This window comes from Thalassospira sp. CH_XMU1420-2 (assembly GCF_037029325.1).
Classification (GTDB): domain Bacteria; phylum Pseudomonadota; class Alphaproteobacteria; order Rhodospirillales; family Thalassospiraceae; genus Thalassospira; species Thalassospira povalilytica.
In genome coordinates, this window is sequence record NZ_JAYMEG010000007.1 from 159830 (window position 1) to 177845 (window position 18016).

An 18016-nucleotide genomic window follows, 5' to 3' on the forward strand; every position below is an offset into this window, starting at 1 on the left:
GTAATTTTACGAAACCCACACGCCTCACTCGTTAGTGGTCGCCTCGATCAGGCGATCCAAATCATCGCGCGAGGGCCTTGTATACCCGTTTAGGGGCGCGGGTCCAGTCCCTTTTGGTTCCGGACCAAGAAGTTGACGATAGGTTTGCTCGTTTGCATCGGCCCGACGCTGTGCGCGCTCAAGCTCTTGGGCGGTGGTATCGATAATTTCGTCAGGAGCCATGCGCATAATAAGGAACGCGCCTTCTTCCAGAACCGGGCGGGTCCGGGCATCGCGGACCCAGTCGGGTTGCGAATCTGCGGGCAGCAGCCAGGACAGGGCCAAAAAGCCGATACAAACGATCAACGCGCCGCGCAACAGACCGAATACAAAGCCAAGGGTGCTATCAAGACTATCAAGGCCGGAATTCTGAACAGCCCGTCCGATACGGCCGCTCAGGAACGAGAAAATCAGAAACGTAATCAGAAAAAGACCAACCCCGGTCGCCAGATCGGCAATCAGTTCAGACGGGATCAGATCACGGACATAGGGCCGGGCAATTGGATAGCCATAAAGCGCGCACAAACCCGCACCCAACCATCCCATCATCGACAGGATTTCGTGGATGAAACCACGGAAAAACGCAAACACCCCCGACACAAGCAGGATACCGACAACAATCAGGTCAAACACATCGCGTGCGCCAAGATCGGGGAGGGCAGAGAAATCCATCAGTTCGTAAACCTTGTAAGTCAGTCGGTCCGGGTGTGTTCGGGATCAGGTCACATATCGCAAAGTGCGTTTAATACATGCCTTCGCGCGGGCGCACCTTGTCGCGGACATCGTCGCCGAATAGGTTTACCAAATCCTGAAGATGACCGATTTCAGTCTGGTTCAGACCCTTGATCGACAGCTTCTTCTTGCCCTGGGTGCCGTTCTTGGGGGTATAGGCATTGCCAAAGCCAAGTTTGGTGGCTTCTTTCAATCGCGATTCGAGTTGCCCGACCGGGCGCACTTCACCCGAAAGCCCGATTTCCCCGACAATAACCGTTTCGGCCGGAACCGGTGCATCGGCAACAGCCGAAATCAGGGCGGCAGCAACCGCCATGTCAGCAGCAGGTTCACCAACCCGCAAACCACCGGCAACGTTCAGATAGACGTCAAACTGACTAAGCGGCAGGCCGCACCGCGCATCCAGCACGGCAAGGATCATGTTCATGCGTGCAGAATCCCAGCCAACAACCGCACGACGCGGTGTCGCAAGGGCTGATTGGGCCACAAGGGCCTGGATTTCGACCAGCATCGGGCGTGTGCCTTCAAGCCCGGCAAACACCGCTGTACCACTGACCGGCGCTTCGCGGTCGGCAAGGAAAAGCGCAGACGGGTTGGGCACTTCGACAAGGCCGGCATCGCCCATTTCAAACACGCCGATTTCATCGGTCGCCCCAAAACGGTTTTTGACCGCGCGCAGGATGCGGAACTGATGGCCGCGTTCGCCTTCGAAATACAGAACCGTATCGACCATATGTTCAAGAACACGGGGGCCTGCGATCTGGCCTTCCTTGGTGACGTGACCCACCAGAAGGACCGCAAATCCCTTGCGCTTGGCAAGGCGGATCAGTTCAAGCGCGCAGGCGCGAACCTGTGACACGGTGCCGGGCGCACTATCAAGGGTGTCGGCATACATGGTCTGGATTGAGTCAATGACCACGACGTCATGGCTGCTGGCTTCAAGGGTTGTGATGATATCGCGCAGACTGGTGGCCGCCGCGAAATCGACCTTGGATTTTTCAAGTCCCAGACGGGCTGCGCGCATGCGGACCTGATCGACCGCTTCCTCGCCCGAGATATAGGCGCATTTGTTTTTGGCAGCCATCGCACCGACGGCCTGAAGCAGGATGGTGGATTTGCCAATCCCCGGATCCCCGCCAACCAAAAGGGCCGATCCCGGAACAAGCCCCCCGCCACAGGCGCGGTCAAGTTCGGCAATGCCGCTTATGATGCGTTTGGGACTGGCACTTTCGCCTTCAAGGGCGACGAATTCGATGGTTTTGCCCTTGGCACCGCCGGCAATGCCACCTGCTGCCTTGGGGCCGCTTTCGACGCGTTCTTCTTCGATGCTGTTCCATTCTCCGCATCCGTCACAACGACCGGTCCATTTGCGGTATTCCGCACCACAGTTCTGACAGATGAAACGGCTTTGGGTTTTGGCCACAGAATGCTCCGCAGATCAAAGAAAAGAAATGTCTGTAAAGGCGATTGCCGTCGCGTGCGACAGGATCAAAGATGCTTGAGATCAAGTTCAAGCGGACCTTCGATATCACCGGCAACGAATTGTTGCAAATAGGGGTTATCGGCAGTGTCGATTTCCGAAACCGGGCCGTCCCAGATGATCTTGCCCTGATAAAGCATCGCGACCCGATCGGCAATTTTACGCGCACTTGCCATATCATGGGTAATGGTCATCGCACTGGCCCCCAGTTCGCGGGTGCATTTGACGATCAGATCATTGATCACATCCCCCATGATCGGATCGATGCCGGTCGTGGGTTCGTCAAAGAACAGGATTTCCGGTTCTGTTGCGATGGCGCGCGCCAGTCCGACGCGCTTTTGCATGCCGCCCGAAAGCGATGCCGGGGACATATTGGCGACGTCCGATCCGAGCCCGACATCTTCGAGGCGGGCAATGGCGACATCGCGCGCATCGCGCGGCTTCATGCCACGGCCTTCGATCAGGCCAAAGGCCACATTTTCCCAGACAGACAGGGAATCAAAAAGGGCAGCGCCCTGAAACAGCATCCCGGTTTTGGCAAGCATAGCATCGCGTTCGGCCTGACTGGCATTGGTCATATCAATGCCATCGACCGTGATCGATCCCTGGTCCGGGGTCAGAAGGCCCAGAACACATTTCAGCGTTACCGACTTTCCGGTGCCCGATCCGCCGATAATGGCAACCGATTCCCCCGGGGCAACGTCAAGATCGACGCCCTGAAGAACCTTTTTCGGGCCGAATGCCTTGTGGACATTACGCAGTGATATCTTGGCGGGATTGCTCATGATGCGGTCCGGCCCTTAACGCGTAAAGAACAGTTCGGTGACGATATAGTTCGAAATCAGGATCAGGATGGAGCTTGAAACAACCGCATTGGTCGTCGCCTGACCGACACCCTGTGCACCGCCACGCGAATGATAGCCGTGATAACAGCCCATCAGCGTGATGATAAAGCCGAATACGGCGGCCTTCACCAGACCGGAAATCACATCAAGCTGTTCAAGATACTGGAACGTATTGCGGATATAGGACCCGTCATTAAAGCCAAGCTTGTTGACCCCGACCAGATAGCCGCCAAGCACCCCGATGATATCGCCGATCAGAACAAGCACCGGCAGGGTAACCAGACCCGCGACAACGCGCGGAACCACCAGATATTTGAACGGATTGGTCGAAAGCGTGACCAATGCGTCGATCTGTTCGGTAACGCGCATGGTGCCGATTTCAGCCGCAATCGCCGCACCGACACGGCCCGCAACCATAAGACCGGCCAGAACCGGTCCCAGTTCGCGGGTCATGGAAATGACAACCACGGTGGCAACGGCACTTTCGGCTGAAAAGCGCGAGAACCCCGAATAGGATTGCAGGGCAAGAACCATCCCGGCAAACAGGGTGGTCATGGCGACAACCGGCAACGAGAAATAGCCGATTTCGCGCATCTGTTTGAAGATCAGGCGAAAATAGATCGGCGGGGTGACCATGTGGCCAATTGTCCGACCTGCAAACACCGTCACGCGACCAACAAGGGCCAAAAAGGTCAAAAAGATATGCCCAACCGGCGCAAAGATCGGCATCTGTACTTCGAAGTCCCCTGTTATCGGCCCGCCAAGATTGTATTGTCCGGTGGTTCGGCCAGTTTTTATGGATCAGCTTTCTGTATAAACCCGCCGATAGCGATGTCCAAGCGAAGTTAGAATTTCATAACCGATTGTACCAGCAGCAGATGCGACATCGTCAACCGTCATCTTGTCATCAAGAAGCGATACCATGTCGCCAGCCTTAAGCGGCTTGCCCGGAAGGTCGGTGATATCAACCGTGATCGCATCCATCGAAACCCGCCCGACATAGGGAACGGCATGCCCCTTGATCAGAAGTTTGCCGGAATTCGAAAGCGACCGCAGCCAGCCATCGGCATAGCCGACAGCAATGGTGGCGATTTTGGTTTTGCGTTTTGCCTGCCAGGATGCGCCGTAACCGACGGTTTGCGGTTCATCAATGTCACGCACCTGCAAGACCTTGGCCTTAAGGGTGACCACAGACCGCATCGGGTTGGTGGTTTCCGGCGTCGGGTTGCCGCCCCAGAGTGCAAAGCCCGGACGGCAGAATTCAAGGTGATATTCGTTGTCACGGAAGATCGCCGATGAATTGCAGAAACCGCGCGGTGCCGGGGGCAGGCGACGATACCATTTCATGAACAGGTCATACTGTTCCTTGGTGATCGGGTTTCCGGCCTCGTCGGCGGCGACCGGATGGGTCATGTAACCGGCTTTTTCAAACCCGTACAGAAGCGATGAATAACGATCGACCAGATGGCTGACATCAAGCGGCGTCAGGCCAAGGCGGCTCATGCCGGTATCAAGATGGATGAATGCCGGGGCCGGGCGTTCATATTCACGGCACAGATTGGACCAGCGTTCGATCTGTTCGAGATCATTAAGCACCGGGATCACGTCATTTTCGATGAAGAATTCTTCGTCACCGGGCAACACACCGTTCAGAACGGCAATCCGTCCGCCGCCGCGCAGAACCGGGAACAGTTCGGCTGCTTCGTTGGCCTGTGCCACGAAGAACAATCGGCATCCCTGCTTTTTCAGGACCGGAACGATGGTGTTGGCGCCAAGACCATAGGCATCCGCCTTTACCACGGCACCACAGGTGCGCCCGGTATAGCGTTTGGTCAGACGTTGATAGTTGTCGGCAACTGCTTTCAAATTGATCTGCAGTTCCGCGCACTCGGCAGCACGGCCGACGGCGGGAAGAACGGTCATTCGTAATACCCCGTGGAATCCGTTTACGGATGGGCGCTGGCCCAAACCCTATTCATATTCTTCTTCAGTGTGATCAAGATCGCCAAACTTGGTGTAGTTCCCGTCAAAGAACAGGCGCACGTTGCCCACCGGGCCGTGACGCTGCTTGGCAACGATTACCTCTGCGGTGTTGTAAACATGGTTCAAACGTTCCTGCCACTGCGCATAGCGTTCACCGAACTTGTCGGTGGCTTCTTCCGGGCGCTGGGCCGGTTCGGCACGTTCGAGATAATATTGTTCGCGGTAAATGAACATCACGACGTCGGCGTCCTGCTCGATCGAGCCGGATTCACGCAAGTCAGAAAGCTGCGGGCGTTTGTCGTCACGCTGCTCAACCGCACGCGAAAGCTGTGACAGGGCCAGGACCGGAACTTCAAGCTCCTTGGCAATGGCCTTGAGCATACGGGTAATTTCCGAGACTTCCTGCACACGGCCATCGCCGCGGAAGTTGGTCGGCGGTGCCAGAAGCTGAAGGTAATCGACGACGATCATGGCAAGGCCGTGCTGACGCTTCAGGCGGCGGCAACGGGTTCTAAGTGTCGATACCGGCAGGGCCGGCGTATCGTCGATATAAAGCGGAACGGTGTTGAGTTCCTGGGTCGCCAGAAGCAGCCGTTCGAAATCCTGTTCGTTAAGGTCACCACGGCGCATGTTATCGCCCGAGACTTCGGCTGCCTGCGACAGCAGACGACCGGCCAACTGCTCTGCCGCCATCTCAAGGGAGAATACGGCAACCGCACCGGTACGGGTTTCATCGCGGGTGTCTTCGCCCGCCAGCCGGTTCTGATGGGATGCAATCGCCGCGTTGAAGGCCACGTTCATGGCAAGGGCGGTTTTACCCATGGACGGACGACCGGCAAGGATCAGCAAGTCGGACGGGTGCAAACCGCCAAGCTTGCGGTCAATGTCGCGCAAGCCCGTGGTCACGCCAACAACGCGCCCGGCGTTCTTATAGGCGTGATCGATATTCTCATAGGCCTTGGCAAGGGCCGGGCCGAAGGCAACAAAGCCCGATTCCGCGGCCCCAGCAGTCGCCAGCGAGAACAGTTTCTGTTCGGCTTTTTCGATCTGGGTGGTGGCGTCGGTATCGAGTTCGTATTTATAGGCCTCGTTGACCACATCTTCGCCAAGCTCGATCAGCTCGCGGCGCAGATACAGGTCATAGATCAGTTTGCCGTAATCCCCGGCATTGATCACGGAAACAAGGTTGTTTGACAGTTCGGCCAGATATTGCGCGCCGCCGATTTCTGCCAGTTCCTCGTCCTGTTTGAAATAGGCCTTGAGCGTAACCGGGTTGGCAAGCTGACCACGTTCGATCAGTTTGCCACAGGCCTCGAAAATGCGGCCATGGCGCCCGTCTGCGAAATGTTCCGGGCGCAAGATATCCGACACGCGCTCATAGGCGGCGTTGTTGTTCAGGATTGCGCCAAGAAGGGCGGCCTCTGCCTCGAAGTTATGGGGAGCCATACGTTCGAGCACCATATCGGCGTCGTCGCCGTGGTTCATATCCAGAGGAGCAAAAAGGGCATCAAGATTGGGATCTGTCATGGGCGGAAAAGGTATCAGTCATCCGGTTGGTCGCAAAGAGTTAATCGGTATAACTCATAGCCGGTATTCCGCAAGCGCAGAGGTCGCACATCCGACAGGTTTTTGAAAGTGCACTCAAAATCCGGTCCGGGCGCTGTCGCGGCATAAGGGGACCAAAAGAAAACGGCACGTCCTTGCGGACATGCCGTTTCCCGAATGGTCTTGGAAGAAAACCCGCAATTAAGCGTTGGTTTCTTCTTCGCCTTCAGCAGCTTCGTCAGCAAGCTCAGCCGGAACTTCTTCTTCGAAGAGTTCTTCTGCAGCTTCCAGAGCTTCTTCTGCTTCTGCTTCCTCGATGGTGCCAAGAACAGCGGCGCCTTTACGGAGCTGCTCTTCTGCATCTTCTTCGGAACGTGCAACGTTGGCGGTTACTTCGATAGCAACTTCCGGGTGCAGGTTGATTTTAACCTGGTGCAGACCAAGGGTCTTGATCGGCTGATCAAGAACGACCTGGGTACGGGCAACAGTGAAACCAGCTTCGGTAACTGCTGTCGCGATGTCGCGTGCGGTAACCGAACCGTAAAGCTGACCGACGTCGGATGCCTGACGAACGAGGGTAACAGCAAGTTCACCCATCTTCTCGGCAACCGCTTCGGCTTCTTTGCGGCGTTCCAGGTTGTCAGCTTCGAGCTGTGCTTTCTGTGCTTCGAACACAGAAAGGTTTGCTTTGGTTGCACGAAGGGCCATGCCCTGCGGCAGCAAGCGGTTGCGGGCGTGGCCCGGCTTGACGGAGACTACGTCACCCATCTGACCGAGTTTTTCTACCCGCTGGAGCAGAATAACTTCCATCACCGATCCTCCTCATTGCTACGGGTCATCGGTTCTTTCCCCCGCAGCCTGATTAAATGCTCAACAATTCCAAGTCCGGTGATCGCAATAAACGACCAGCTGGACAGAACCGCGACGATGTAAAACACCGTCAGTATCATACGTTTTTGCGGCCATCGGGCTGCCTGCCCATGCACCAGCGCCAATCCCTGAAACAGGAACGGCACTGCCAGCACCACCGCGACGTTTCGCGCCACATAGGCCAGGGATCCATCGGCAAAGCCGACCGTAAACCCGGCCAGGGCGAACGCAAACAGTGACCAGCCAGGCAAGGCGAAAGACGCCATTTTCGGTGTCGGACGCAGGTTTTTGCCTGCGCGCACCAGAATTGCCTGTGCGATTGCAGCATTGGCGAACAGCATCAAAAGCCAACTCACCGCAGCAATCGCCGGGAAGTAAACCTGGAACATGCCAATCAGACCCTGAACATCGGATGTCATAGGGACACCCATTTCCGAGTACATCTGGCTCAGGAATCTTGCGATAAGATCCTGAATGTCCAGACCTTCCGCCGACAGGGTCCCGGTAATGAAGATCATTACCGTTGCGACCATGACGGCCATGGCACTGACGACAATTCCGGACGGCAGAAAGGCAAGATTGCCATTTTCATCTTTCCGGATGACCAGCGCCATGCGGGTCAACAACATCGCCGGTCCGGCAAACACGATCACAAAGACCGTGAAAGGCAGCAGTCCCCCAAAAAGAACAAGGGCACTGCATGCGGCAATTGCCGCAACCAGCAGGCGTTTGGGTCCCTGCCAAAGTCCCGTCAGGAACAAAGGCAAATGCCCGAAATATGAGAGCAAAAGAGCAAGCGGATTTCCTGATAGGACCAACAGGAACAGAACGGCACTGCCAAGTCCTGAACCAATTGCTATGAGGGTATCACGTTGCATCATTTACTCCCGGCCGAGACCGCAAAAGGGTCTCTTGCCGACTGCCTCAGACCTGGTCTGCGTAAGGCAGCAGCGCCAGGAAGCGTGCACGTTTGATGGCTTTTGCCAGTTCGCGCTGCTTCTTGGCCGAAACCGCAGTGATACGGCTCGGAACGATTTTGCCGCGTTCGGAAACGAAACGCTGCAGCAGTTTGACATCTTTGTAGTCGATCTTCGGCGCATCATCACCCGAGAACGGGCAGGTTTTGCGACGACGGAAAAACAGACGACGTCCAGCCATGATTATATCTCCTCGCTATCTGTTAGCCGTGCTGACGGGGACCGCCACGGCGATTACCGCCACGACCGCCGCGCTCGTCGCGGTTACGCAGAATGGCAGACTGTTCTTCTTCGAACTCGTCAACCTTGACAGTCATCTGACGCAGAACGTCTTCGTTCAGGCGCATCTGACGCTCATATTCCGCGATCACATCTTTTTCAGCTTCGATCTGGAAGAGAGTATAGTGGCCTTTGCGGTTCTTTTTGACACGGTATGCCAGGGAACGCAGACCCCAATATTCGGTTTTAGCGATCTTGCCACCGAGACCTTCGATGGTCTGGGTCAGCTTTTCGTTCAGGCTTTCGACCTGTGCAGTCGAGAAGTCCTGACGTGCGATAAACACGCTTTCGTACTTGCTCATAATACTCCTAATCACTCCTTGTGGCTTATCTCTTCCTGACATGACCTCATGTCATGCAGGCATAGCCGGGCAATCCCGGCAAGGAGCCGTGAGACGGCGGAATATACACTTTTCGCCCATTAGTGCAACGCCAAATGCAAGTTTTCCACAGTCGGGCGTATGGGTGCCGAAATCGGTGCGGCGCGTTGATTTGTCTTGGCCCGGACCCGTTCGGGGGTGTTGCGCCAGTGTTGCGCTTTCCTGAGGGCCGATATGCGTGAACTGGTTCACACTTGAAACAAAAAGTTCAAGAGAGTAGGCCTTTTGACATATGTCGGGCCGGTAACCCACGCGACCTGTTGGTCATTTCTGTTCAACCACAGGGATGTCCGATCTGTTCGGGGCGCGTGATGCACTCCTTGAATGCCGGTTCGTGAACCTTGTCTCAAGACTTGTGGTTAGTGATGGTAGAACCTTCTATTGATGCGGCGTCTTCACGCCGTGCATCGTTGCTCAATTTATGTTTGCTGGCGCTGTGCGTCGGAATTGTCACCGGATATGGTGCTGTTGCCTTTCGTGCACTGGTAGCACTGATCCATAACATCGCCTTTTTCGGTGTCTTTTCGATCGATTACGACGCGAACCTTCTGACCGAGCCGAGCAACTGGGGCCCGTTGGTCATTCTGGTGCCGGTTCTTGGCGGTATGCTGGTTGTGTTTCTTGTGAATAACTTCGCGCCCGAGGCCAAAGGCCACGGTGTGCCCGAGGTGATGAACGCCATTTATTTCGAACAGGGCCGTATTCGCCCGACGGTGGCGTTGGTCAAGTCGGTTGCATCTTCGCTGTCTATCGGGACCGGGGCGTCTGTCGGGCGCGAAGGTCCGATCATTCAGGTCGGCTCGGCGCTTGGATCAAGTATCGCGCAGATGTTCAAGCTTCAGACCGGGCAGCGCATCACCCTTCTTGCTGCCGGGGCCGGGGCCGGGATTGCCGCAACCTTTAACACGCCACTTGGGGCGGTGCTGTTTGCGATTGAACTGATGATGCCCGAAGTCTCGACGCGGACCTTCCTTCCGGTGGTGATTGCGACCGGGGCTGCGACCTATATCGGGCGGATATCGTTCGGGTTGGCGCCGGCCTTTGAGGTGCCGCTTGCCGCCGTTCCGCAAGTTTCGGCAATCGATCTTCAGGCACTTGTTGTCTATGTCATTCTTGGTGTCTTGTGCGGCATTGCCGCCTGGATGCTGATCCGTTCGATGCTGATTACCGGGGCGTTCTTTAAAAAGATGCCGGGCAATGACTATACCCGTCATGCGGTCGGAATGCTGTCAGTCGGCATTCTGATGTATGTGCTGCTGCTGACGGGCGGCAACTATTATATCGACGGTGTGGGCTATGGCACGATCCAGCATATCCTGCGCGGGACAATGACATCCTTGCCGCTGCTGGTGGTTCTGTTCTTTGCCAAGCTGTATGCGACATCGGTCAGTATCGGTTCCGGCGCATCGGGCGGGGTGTTTTCGCCGTCCCTGTTTGTCGGCGCGACCCTTGGTGCGGCGTGCGGTGTTGTCGGCAACATGATTTTCCCCGATGCCGGGATTACCCCGGTCGAGTTTGCCCTGGTTGGCATGGGCGGTGTTGTCGCCGCGGGGACCGGTGCGGCGATGACGGCGATCATCATGATTTTCGAGATGACGCGTGACTATAATATAATAGTGCCGCTGATTGTGGCGGTGGCGATCGCGCTCGGTTTCCGTCGCATGATCATCAGCGAGACGATCTATACGTCGAAACTGGTGCTGCGCGGACGTCATATCCCCAAGGAACGCCACAGCAACATGTTCATGGTCCATCCGGTGCGCGAGGTCATGACCACCAAACAGCTTTATGCCGATGCCGCACTTCGGGTTTCGGAAGTTATCGACAAGGTCGGTCCGTCGCCGGAACCCAACCCGATGATTGTCATCGAAGGGGACCGGATCGCCGGTGTGATCCCGGATGTGACCGCGCTGTTTTCGGTGGCCGGTGACAAGGGTAACAAGGCGCTCAAGGAACTGATCGGCGAGGACTTTGTTGTCGTGGTCGATGACATGAACATGTATGACGTCATCAAGCGCATGGAACGCCGCAAGGCCCGGGCCGCAGTTGTGGTCAAACCATGTCGTGGCGTGCCACGCCAGGATGATGTTTGCGGCGTGATCACGAAATCCCACATCGCCGATAGCGTGGTGTCGAGCATGCAGCACTATATCGGCTAGGCCATGGCGGTCGCAGTTGCGATTGTGCAATGCATGATAGGCAATCCTTCAAGAAAGGCAGCAAACATGTCATACATGGTTGCTGCCTTTTGACTTGAAATCATGAATTTCCGTGCCACCTTGTTGGCGAGGTTCGCACGCGATGAGTAAAAAACCGTATCTGTTCTTGACAGTGGAGGCGGGCACGCTATCAAGGGTGGCTCGATTTTGAGGGGCCGACATACGGCGCAGCCTTCGCATAAGCTTACAAAGGTATATTTGAGATAATGACACGCGCACTCGTTTTCCCCGGTCAGGGGTCGCAAGCGGTAGGTATGGGCAAGGAACTGGCAGATGCATTCCCGGTTGCCCGCGAAGTTTTCCAGGAAGTTGATGACGCGCTTTCACAGAAGCTCAGCGCATTGATGTTCGAAGGACCGGAAAACGAACTGACCCTGACGGAGAACGCGCAGCCGGCCCTGATGGCTGTCAGCCTTGCCGTTACCCGTGTTCTTGAAAAGGAAGGCGGTTTTACGCTGACCGACAAGTGCGATCTGGTTGCAGGTCATTCGCTTGGTGAATATTCCGCCCTTGCTGCTGCGGGCACCTTTGCCATTGCTGATGCGGCCCGTCTTCTGAAAATCCGTGGCCAGGCCATGCAGGCTGCCGTGCCGGTCGGTGTTGGTGCGATGGCGGCCCTTCTGGGCCTTGATTATGCCGATGCGGTTGCCGTTGCCGAAGAAGCCGCACAGGGTGATGTCTGCACGGCGGCAAACGACAATGCAAATGGTCAGGTCGTTGTGTCTGGCCACAAGGCCGCGGTTGAACGCGCTATTGAAATCGCCAAGGAAAAGGGCGCGAAACGCGCCGTCCTGCTGCCGGTTTCCGCACCGTTCCATTGCCCGCTGATGCAGCTCGCCGCGGATCGTATGGCCGAGGCGCTTGGAACTGTGGCGATGAATGCACCGGCAAAACCGGTTGTTGCAAACGTCACAGCAGAAAAAACTGACAATCCGGAAACCATTCGTAAACTCCTTGTGGAGCAGGTTTGCGGCACAGTGCGTTGGCGTGAGTCGGTTCTTTACATGAAAGAACAGGGCATTACCGAGCTGGTCGAGATCGGCGCAGGCAAGGTTCTGACTGGCATGGTCCGTCGTATTGATCGTGATCTGAGCGGCACCGCCGTCAATGGTCCGGCAGATATCGAAGCATTCCTCGGCGCGCTTTGATCGCGTTCCGGGAAAAGACGAACCCAAAAGGGAAAGAAAGTTAATGTTTGATCTTGCAGGCAAAACAGCACTGGTAACCGGTGCGACCGGCGGTATCGGTGGTGAAATCGCCAAGGTTCTGGCAGCTGCCGGTGCAAAAGTTGCCTTGTCGGGCACCCGTCAGGAACGCCTCGAAGCAGTCGCATCCGAGATCGGCGACAATGCTGTTGTGGTTCCGGCGAACCTTTCGGATTCCGCATCTGTTGATGGTCTGATCAAGAATGCCGAAGAGGCCCTTGGTGGTCAGCTTGATATTCTGGTCAACAATGCGGGCATCACGCGCGACCAGCTTGCCATGCGTCTGAAGGACGAAGACTGGCAGGCGGTTCTTGATGTCAACTTGACGTCTGCTTTCAAGCTTGCGCGCAATTCGCTGCGCGGCATGATGAAACGCCGTCACGGCCGTATCATCAACATCACCTCGATTGTCGGTGTTACCGGTAACCCAGGGCAGACCAACTATGCCGCTGCCAAGGCCGGCATGATCGGCTGGTCGAAGTCGCTGGCACAGGAAGTTGCCGCGCGCGGGATCACGGTGAACTGTGTTGCGCCTGGTTTCATTACCACGGCAATGACCGAAGAACTCGGAGACGCCCAGAAAGAGAAGCTTTTGGGTGGTATTCCGGCAGGTCGCATGGGCGACAGCAAAGAGATCGCAGCAGCGGTTCTGTATCTCGCAAGTGACGAAGCAGCTTATGTCACGGGACAGACCTTGCATGTGAACGGCGGAATGGCGATGATTTAACCCGTTGCGGGTTGCCTTCTTTTCTGTTTAAAAGGGGCCGCTATACCAAATATTGAAATCGGCAATTGTATGTTGTCGGTTTCCGGTTCCCGGGAGGTCCTTCAATAGGGGGAGTAAACGGGCACCACGTGAACACTAACTGACAGAAAACCTATTGAAGGATTTGAGCTATGAGTGATGTCGCAGATCGCGTGAAGAAGATCGTTGTCGAGCACCTCGGTGTTGAAGAAGACAAGGTCACTGAAAACGCAAGCTTCATCGACGATCTTGGCGCAGATAGCCTGGACACCGTCGAGCTGGTTATGGCGTTTGAAGAAGAATTCGGTTGCGAGATTCCGGACGACGCGGCTGAAAAGATTCTGACCGTCAAAGACGCGATCGACTTCATCGAAAAGGCGAACGGCTAATCTTGCCGTGAGACATGGGCGCCGGAGGGCATCCTCAGGCGCCCTTTTCGTCTTTGCTGGATTCATAAAATAAAGGCGTAATGCGGGATGAGACGCGTAGTTGTTACCGGACTTGGTGCTGTAACGCCGCTTGCTAGCGGTGCTCAGATCACTTGGCAGAAACTGCTGAACAGCCAATCCGGCATCAAGGGCATCGATACTTTCGATGTGTCCGATATCCCTGCCAAAATCGCAGGCCTCGTGCCGCGCGGTGAGGGTGAAGGACTGTTCAACGCGGAAGATCATGTCTCGATCAAAGACATGAAGAAAATGGACGATTTCATCGTCTATGGTATTGCCGCAGCAGATCAGGCACTCGCTGACTCGGGCTGGAAACCGGAAACCGACGAAGATCAGGAAGCCACAGGCGTTCTGATTGGATCGGGTATCGGTGGTCTGCCGAAAATTGCGGATGCTTCGGATCTTGTGAATAACGGCAAGACCCGCCGTGTCAGTCCGTTCTTCATTCCGTCCTGCCTGATCAACCTGGTTTCTGGTCAGGTTTCGATCAAACACGGTCTTAAAGGCCCGAACCATGCAGTCGTGACCGCATGTTCGACCGGTGCGCACGCCATTGGCGATGCATCGCGCATGATCATGCTTGGTGATGCCGACGTCATGGTGGCCGGTGGTGCAGAAGCTGCTGTTTGCCGTCTTGGTATGGCTGGCTTTGCTGCTGCCCGTGCACTTTCGACCGGTTACAACGACACCCCGACCGAAGCATCCCGTCCGTGGGATGAAGGCCGTGACGGTTTTGTCATGGGCGAGGGTGCAGGCTGTGTCGTTCTTGAAGAATACGAACATGCCAAAGCACGTGGTGCGAAGATTTATGCAGAAGTTGGCGGCTATGGCATGTCCGGCGATGCATATCACATCACTGCACCGGCAGAAGACGGCAATGGTGGTTTCCGCTCCATGCGTAATGCGCTTCGCAACGCTGGTGTGAACCCGGAAGACGTCGACTATGTCAACGCACATGGTACGTCGACTCCGCTGGGTGATGAAATCGAACTGGGTGCGGTCAAGCGCCTGTTTGGTGATCATGCAACCAAGCTGTCCATGTCTTCGACCAAATCGGCAACCGGCCACCTTCTGGGGGCTGCGGGTGCGATTGAAGCAGTGTTCTCGATCCTTGCGATCCATGAAGGTGTCGTTCCGCCGACCCTGAACCTGCGTAATCCGTCCGAAGCCTGCAAGGGGATCGATCTGGTTCCGCTTGAAGCCAAACAGCGCAAGGTCAATGTTGCCCTGTCGAACTCGTTCGGCTTTGGTGGCACCAATGCCTCGCTGGTTTTCAAGGCATTTAAATAGCCGAGCCTCGGGAGTTTTCCCTTGAAGCGTTTTCTGCTTTTACTTGGCTTGCTTATCATCACCGCCGCGCTCACCATTGGTGGGGCGGCGGTGTATGTTTATGTGCAATACACATCGCCAAGCAAACTGGCACAAGGCCGCGACATCATTATCCCGCAGGGGACCGGTGTGCGCGGTATCGCCGAAATTTTCCGTCGTGAACATATTGTTGATGAACCGCTGATCTTTCTGGCGGGGGTACGCGTTAGCGGGCTGGACCGGTCACTACGTGCTGGCGAATATCATTTCCCCGAACGGGTCAGTCCGCGTCAGGCGGCCGAAATCCTTGCTTCGGGTGAAACCGTCAAACGGTTTGTGACCATTCCCGAAGGCCTTCGGTCCGGCGAGATTGTTGAACGTATCAATCTTGTGGATGGCCTGACCGGCGAAATCACCGACATACCCAGCGACGGTACCCTTCTGCCCGAGACCTATCAGTTCTCGTACGGGGATTCCAAACAAAGCATCCTTGATCGCATGCGCGCAGCTCATGACGAAATGGTCGAACAACTGTGGCCGGGGCGTGATCCCGACTTGCCGTTTGATACGGTCGAAGAGGCACTGGTTCTTGCATCCATTGTTGAACGGGAAACCGGGGTAGCCGCCGAACGCGCCCGGGTTGCGGGGGTGTTTGTCAATCGGTTGCGCATTAATATGCGGTTGCAGTCCGATCCGACGGTTGCCTATGCCATCAGCCCCGACAAACGTCTGGAACGTGCCCTGACGCGTCAGGATCTTCGGTTTGAAAGCCCCTATAACACCTATGTTACCGGGGGACTGCCGCCATCACCGATCACCAATCCCGGACGCGAAGCGTTTTATGCGGTCCTGCACCCGGCAGAGACAAAGGAACTTTACTTTGTTGCCGATGGCACCGGGGGGCATGCGTTTGCCCATACCCTTAAGGAGCATAATCGCAATGTCGCGAAATGGCGGCGTATCCGCGATGCCCAATAGGGGCAGGTGTCCGCGCTTGATGTCAAACATCATCGACAAATGAAAAGGCTGCCAGATCACTGGCAGCCTTTTGTGTTTCGGTGGGGGTGCAGCTGTTATTCGCCGGTTGCATTCTGATCTGGTACTGATGCCTTGCGCGGCACACGGTTGGCCACCAGGTCCATCAGCCATTGCGGCGTCATTTTCAGAAGGCCGATAATGATGTTCATCTGCCAGGGGAAGGCAATCATCCCGCGGTTTCGTTCAAGCCCGCGTGCGATCTTTCGTGCGGCTTTGTCGGCCTGCATGAAGAACGGCATGGGAAAGTCATTGGCGTCGGTGATGCGGCTTTTGACAAAGCCCGGACAAATGACATTTACCTTGATGCCGGTTGGTGCAAGTGCGCCGCGCAATCCTTCGCCATAGACACGAATTGCGGCTTTGCTGGCGCAATAGGCCGGGGCGGATGGCAACCCGCGCCAGGACGCCTGGGACGCGACCAGTGCGATCTGGCCGCGTCCGCGAACGCGCATGACGTCAATCGCCGGATCAATGGTGTTGAGAACCCCGGCAACATTGGTGGCAAAGATGTCTCTGACCTGTTCGGGGCTTTCGCCAAGACCGCCGGTCCCTGCTGAAATCCCGGCATTGGCGATGACAAGGCTGAGCGGGGCCAGCTCATCACAATGCGTGACATAAGCAGTCATGGTTTCGCGATTGGTGACATCAAGAACATCGGCATAAACATTGGCCCCGGCTGAGCGACATTCGTTTTCAACAAGCCGCAAGCGCGTTTCATCCCGACCGCTGATAAACAGGGTTACGCCGGTGCGGGCAAATTGTCTGGCAAGTGCGGCACCGATGCCGGAACTGGCACCGGTAATCAGAATGGCGTGATACTGAAAGGACATGGTTGCTCGTATGCGGTTCTGAAATACAGTTTGTCGAATTTTGCGGACCATGATGCAGCAATAGGGCAGCATTATGAAATACGGGCATTTTGATCCCATATTGCAGTTATCAACGTGCCTTGAAACCTTGGCCCTTGGCGCGGTAAAGGGCAAACGGTATAAACGCGCAAACATGAAATCATACTGGATGGGAATATGACCGTATCAAGCATGACCGGCTTTGCCCGCACCGACGGTGCAGCGGAAGGTTTCGGCTGGACCTGGGAATTGCGAAGCGTCAATGGCAAGGGCCTTGATGTACGTGTCCGTTTGAATGGCGGGTTTGAACGGCTTGAAGCCAAGGTGCGCGATGCGGTGTCCAAACGTTTCAAGCGCGGCAATATCGGTGTGACCCTTAATGTCGTTCGGGCATCGGATAGCGGGTCCTATGCCGTAAATCGTGAACTTCTTGCCGAATTGATTGCCATCGCCGAAGAGTTCGACAATACCAGCAGCCTGTCGGCCGGAACCATCGCCGATCTGATGAATGTGCGTGGCGTTCTTGAGGCAATCGAACCACAGGAAGACGAGGCAACCCGCGACGCGTGCGACGATGCTGTGCTTTCAAGCCTTGCCGATGCAATTGATCAGATGGCAGCCCATCGTGCGGAAGAAGGCGAAAAGCTTGATGCCATGCTGCGCGGACATGTCGATAATATCGAAGCCACAGTGACGCGGGCGGAAAGCTGTGCAGCTGCACGGGGGGACGCCATTCGTGAACGTCTCAAGCGACAGGTTGAAGAATTGCTCGATGCCGGCAAGTTCGAACCAGAACGCCTGCACCAGGAAGCAGCCCTGCTTGCGACCAAGGCCGATATCCGCGAAGAGATCGATCGTCTGAAAGCACATATTTCGGCAGCACGTGACATGCTGACCAAAGGCGGTTCTATCGGGCGCAAGCTTGACTTCCTGTGTCAGGAATTCAACCGCGAAGCCAACACGCTTTGCTCAAAAGCCAATGATATCGAACTGACCAATTGCGGCATGGAGCTGAAAGTGATCATTGATCAGCTCCGCGAGCAGGTCCAGAACGTCGAATAAGCGGGCAGGGAA

The 18016-nt window shown here is 55.9% G+C and carries 18 protein-coding genes; 7 read left to right on the plus strand and 11 right to left on the minus strand.

The window, feature by feature from the left end; genetic code table 11:
- Nucleotides 1-24: 24 nt before the first annotated feature.
- The 10 genes from WA429_RS19070 to rpsF all read right to left on the minus strand — a co-directional run bounded on the left by WA429_RS19070 (nt 25) and on the right by rpsF (nt 9052).
- The gene (locus tag WA429_RS19070; protein WP_287466526.1) at nt 25-711 is read right to left on the minus strand and encodes a CvpA family protein; all 687 of its coding nucleotides are present in this window, start codon (nt 709-711) and stop codon (nt 25-27) included.
- Nucleotides 712-781: 70 nt separating this feature from the next.
- A complete protein-coding gene (gene radA, locus WA429_RS19075; RefSeq protein WP_068518617.1) occupies nt 782-2194 on the minus strand; it encodes a DNA repair protein RadA in 1413 nt (470 codons plus the stop codon).
- A 65-nt stretch (nt 2195-2259) separates the two neighbouring features.
- The gene (locus WA429_RS19080) at nt 2260-3036 is read right to left on the minus strand and encodes an ABC transporter ATP-binding protein (RefSeq protein ID WP_068518616.1); all 777 of its coding nucleotides are present in this window, start codon (nt 3034-3036) and stop codon (nt 2260-2262) included.
- A 15-nt stretch (nt 3037-3051) separates the two neighbouring features.
- Nucleotides 3052-3825: an MlaE family ABC transporter permease gene (locus tag WA429_RS19085; protein ID WP_068518615.1), complete on the minus strand. Its 774-nt coding sequence runs from the start codon at nt 3823-3825 to the stop codon at nt 3052-3054.
- A 72-nt stretch (nt 3826-3897) separates the two neighbouring features.
- Nucleotides 3898-5019, minus strand: coding sequence for an alanine racemase (gene alr, locus WA429_RS19090; protein ID WP_068518614.1), 1122 nt, complete (start codon nt 5017-5019; stop codon nt 3898-3900).
- 48 nt (nt 5020-5067) lie between these two features.
- Complete coding sequence (locus WA429_RS19095; RefSeq protein WP_068518613.1) at nt 5068-6606, minus strand: replicative DNA helicase; 1539 nt, start codon at nt 6604-6606, stop codon at nt 5068-5070.
- A 219-nt stretch (nt 6607-6825) separates the two neighbouring features.
- Nucleotides 6826-7434 carry a 50S ribosomal protein L9 gene (gene rplI / locus WA429_RS19100; RefSeq protein WP_068518612.1) on the minus strand — a complete coding sequence of 203 codons (609 nt, stop codon included), beginning with the start codon at nt 7432-7434 and terminating at the stop codon, nt 6826-6828.
- Nucleotides 7434-8372, minus strand: a complete 939-nt coding sequence (locus WA429_RS19105; RefSeq protein WP_068518739.1) for a DUF2232 domain-containing protein — start codon at nt 8370-8372, stop codon at nt 7434-7436. The genes rplI and WA429_RS19105 overlap by 1 nt, the downstream gene beginning before the upstream one ends.
- A gap of 46 nt (nt 8373-8418) precedes the next feature.
- Nucleotides 8419-8658, minus strand: coding sequence for a 30S ribosomal protein S18 (gene rpsR, locus WA429_RS19110; protein ID WP_197460813.1), 240 nt, complete (start codon nt 8656-8658; stop codon nt 8419-8421).
- Between the two features lie 16 nt (nt 8659-8674).
- The gene (gene rpsF / locus WA429_RS19115) at nt 8675-9052 is read right to left on the minus strand and encodes a 30S ribosomal protein S6 (protein ID WP_068518611.1); all 378 of its coding nucleotides are present in this window, start codon (nt 9050-9052) and stop codon (nt 8675-8677) included.
- A gap of 443 nt (nt 9053-9495) precedes the next feature.
- On the opposite strand from rpsF, the gene WA429_RS19120 reads away from it, so the two are divergent.
- The 6 genes from WA429_RS19120 to mltG all read left to right on the plus strand — a co-directional run bounded on the left by WA429_RS19120 (nt 9496) and on the right by mltG (nt 16034).
- Nucleotides 9496-11289, plus strand: a complete 1794-nt coding sequence (locus WA429_RS19120) for a chloride channel protein (protein ID WP_068518610.1) — start codon at nt 9496-9498, stop codon at nt 11287-11289.
- Between the two features lie 266 nt (nt 11290-11555).
- The gene (fabD, locus tag WA429_RS19125; protein ID WP_287466527.1) at nt 11556-12497 is read left to right on the plus strand and encodes an ACP S-malonyltransferase; all 942 of its coding nucleotides are present in this window, start codon (nt 11556-11558) and stop codon (nt 12495-12497) included.
- 43 nt (nt 12498-12540) lie between these two features.
- Nucleotides 12541-13281 carry a 3-oxoacyl-[acyl-carrier-protein] reductase gene (gene fabG / locus WA429_RS19130; RefSeq protein WP_101247709.1) on the plus strand — a complete coding sequence of 247 codons (741 nt, stop codon included), beginning with the start codon at nt 12541-12543 and terminating at the stop codon, nt 13279-13281.
- A gap of 170 nt (nt 13282-13451) precedes the next feature.
- Nucleotides 13452-13688 (plus strand): acyl carrier protein, encoded by a 237-nt coding sequence (locus WA429_RS19135; protein ID WP_007090351.1) that lies wholly within the window; start codon nt 13452-13454, stop codon nt 13686-13688.
- A gap of 87 nt (nt 13689-13775) precedes the next feature.
- A complete protein-coding gene (fabF, locus tag WA429_RS19140) occupies nt 13776-15038 on the plus strand; it encodes a beta-ketoacyl-ACP synthase II (protein WP_068518607.1) in 1263 nt (420 codons plus the stop codon).
- A 21-nt stretch (nt 15039-15059) separates the two neighbouring features.
- The gene (gene mltG / locus WA429_RS19145; protein WP_206928427.1) at nt 15060-16034 is read left to right on the plus strand and encodes an endolytic transglycosylase MltG; all 975 of its coding nucleotides are present in this window, start codon (nt 15060-15062) and stop codon (nt 16032-16034) included.
- 95 nt (nt 16035-16129) lie between these two features.
- Here the strand turns inward: mltG and WA429_RS19150 are convergent, their stop codons facing one another.
- Nucleotides 16130-16924, minus strand: coding sequence for an SDR family NAD(P)-dependent oxidoreductase (locus WA429_RS19150; protein WP_287466528.1), 795 nt, complete (start codon nt 16922-16924; stop codon nt 16130-16132).
- A gap of 195 nt (nt 16925-17119) precedes the next feature.
- On the opposite strand from WA429_RS19150, the gene WA429_RS19155 reads away from it, so the two are divergent.
- Nucleotides 17120-18004: a YicC/YloC family endoribonuclease gene (locus WA429_RS19155; RefSeq protein WP_287466529.1), complete on the plus strand. Its 885-nt coding sequence runs from the start codon at nt 17120-17122 to the stop codon at nt 18002-18004.
- Nucleotides 18005-18016: the final 12 nt, after the last annotated feature.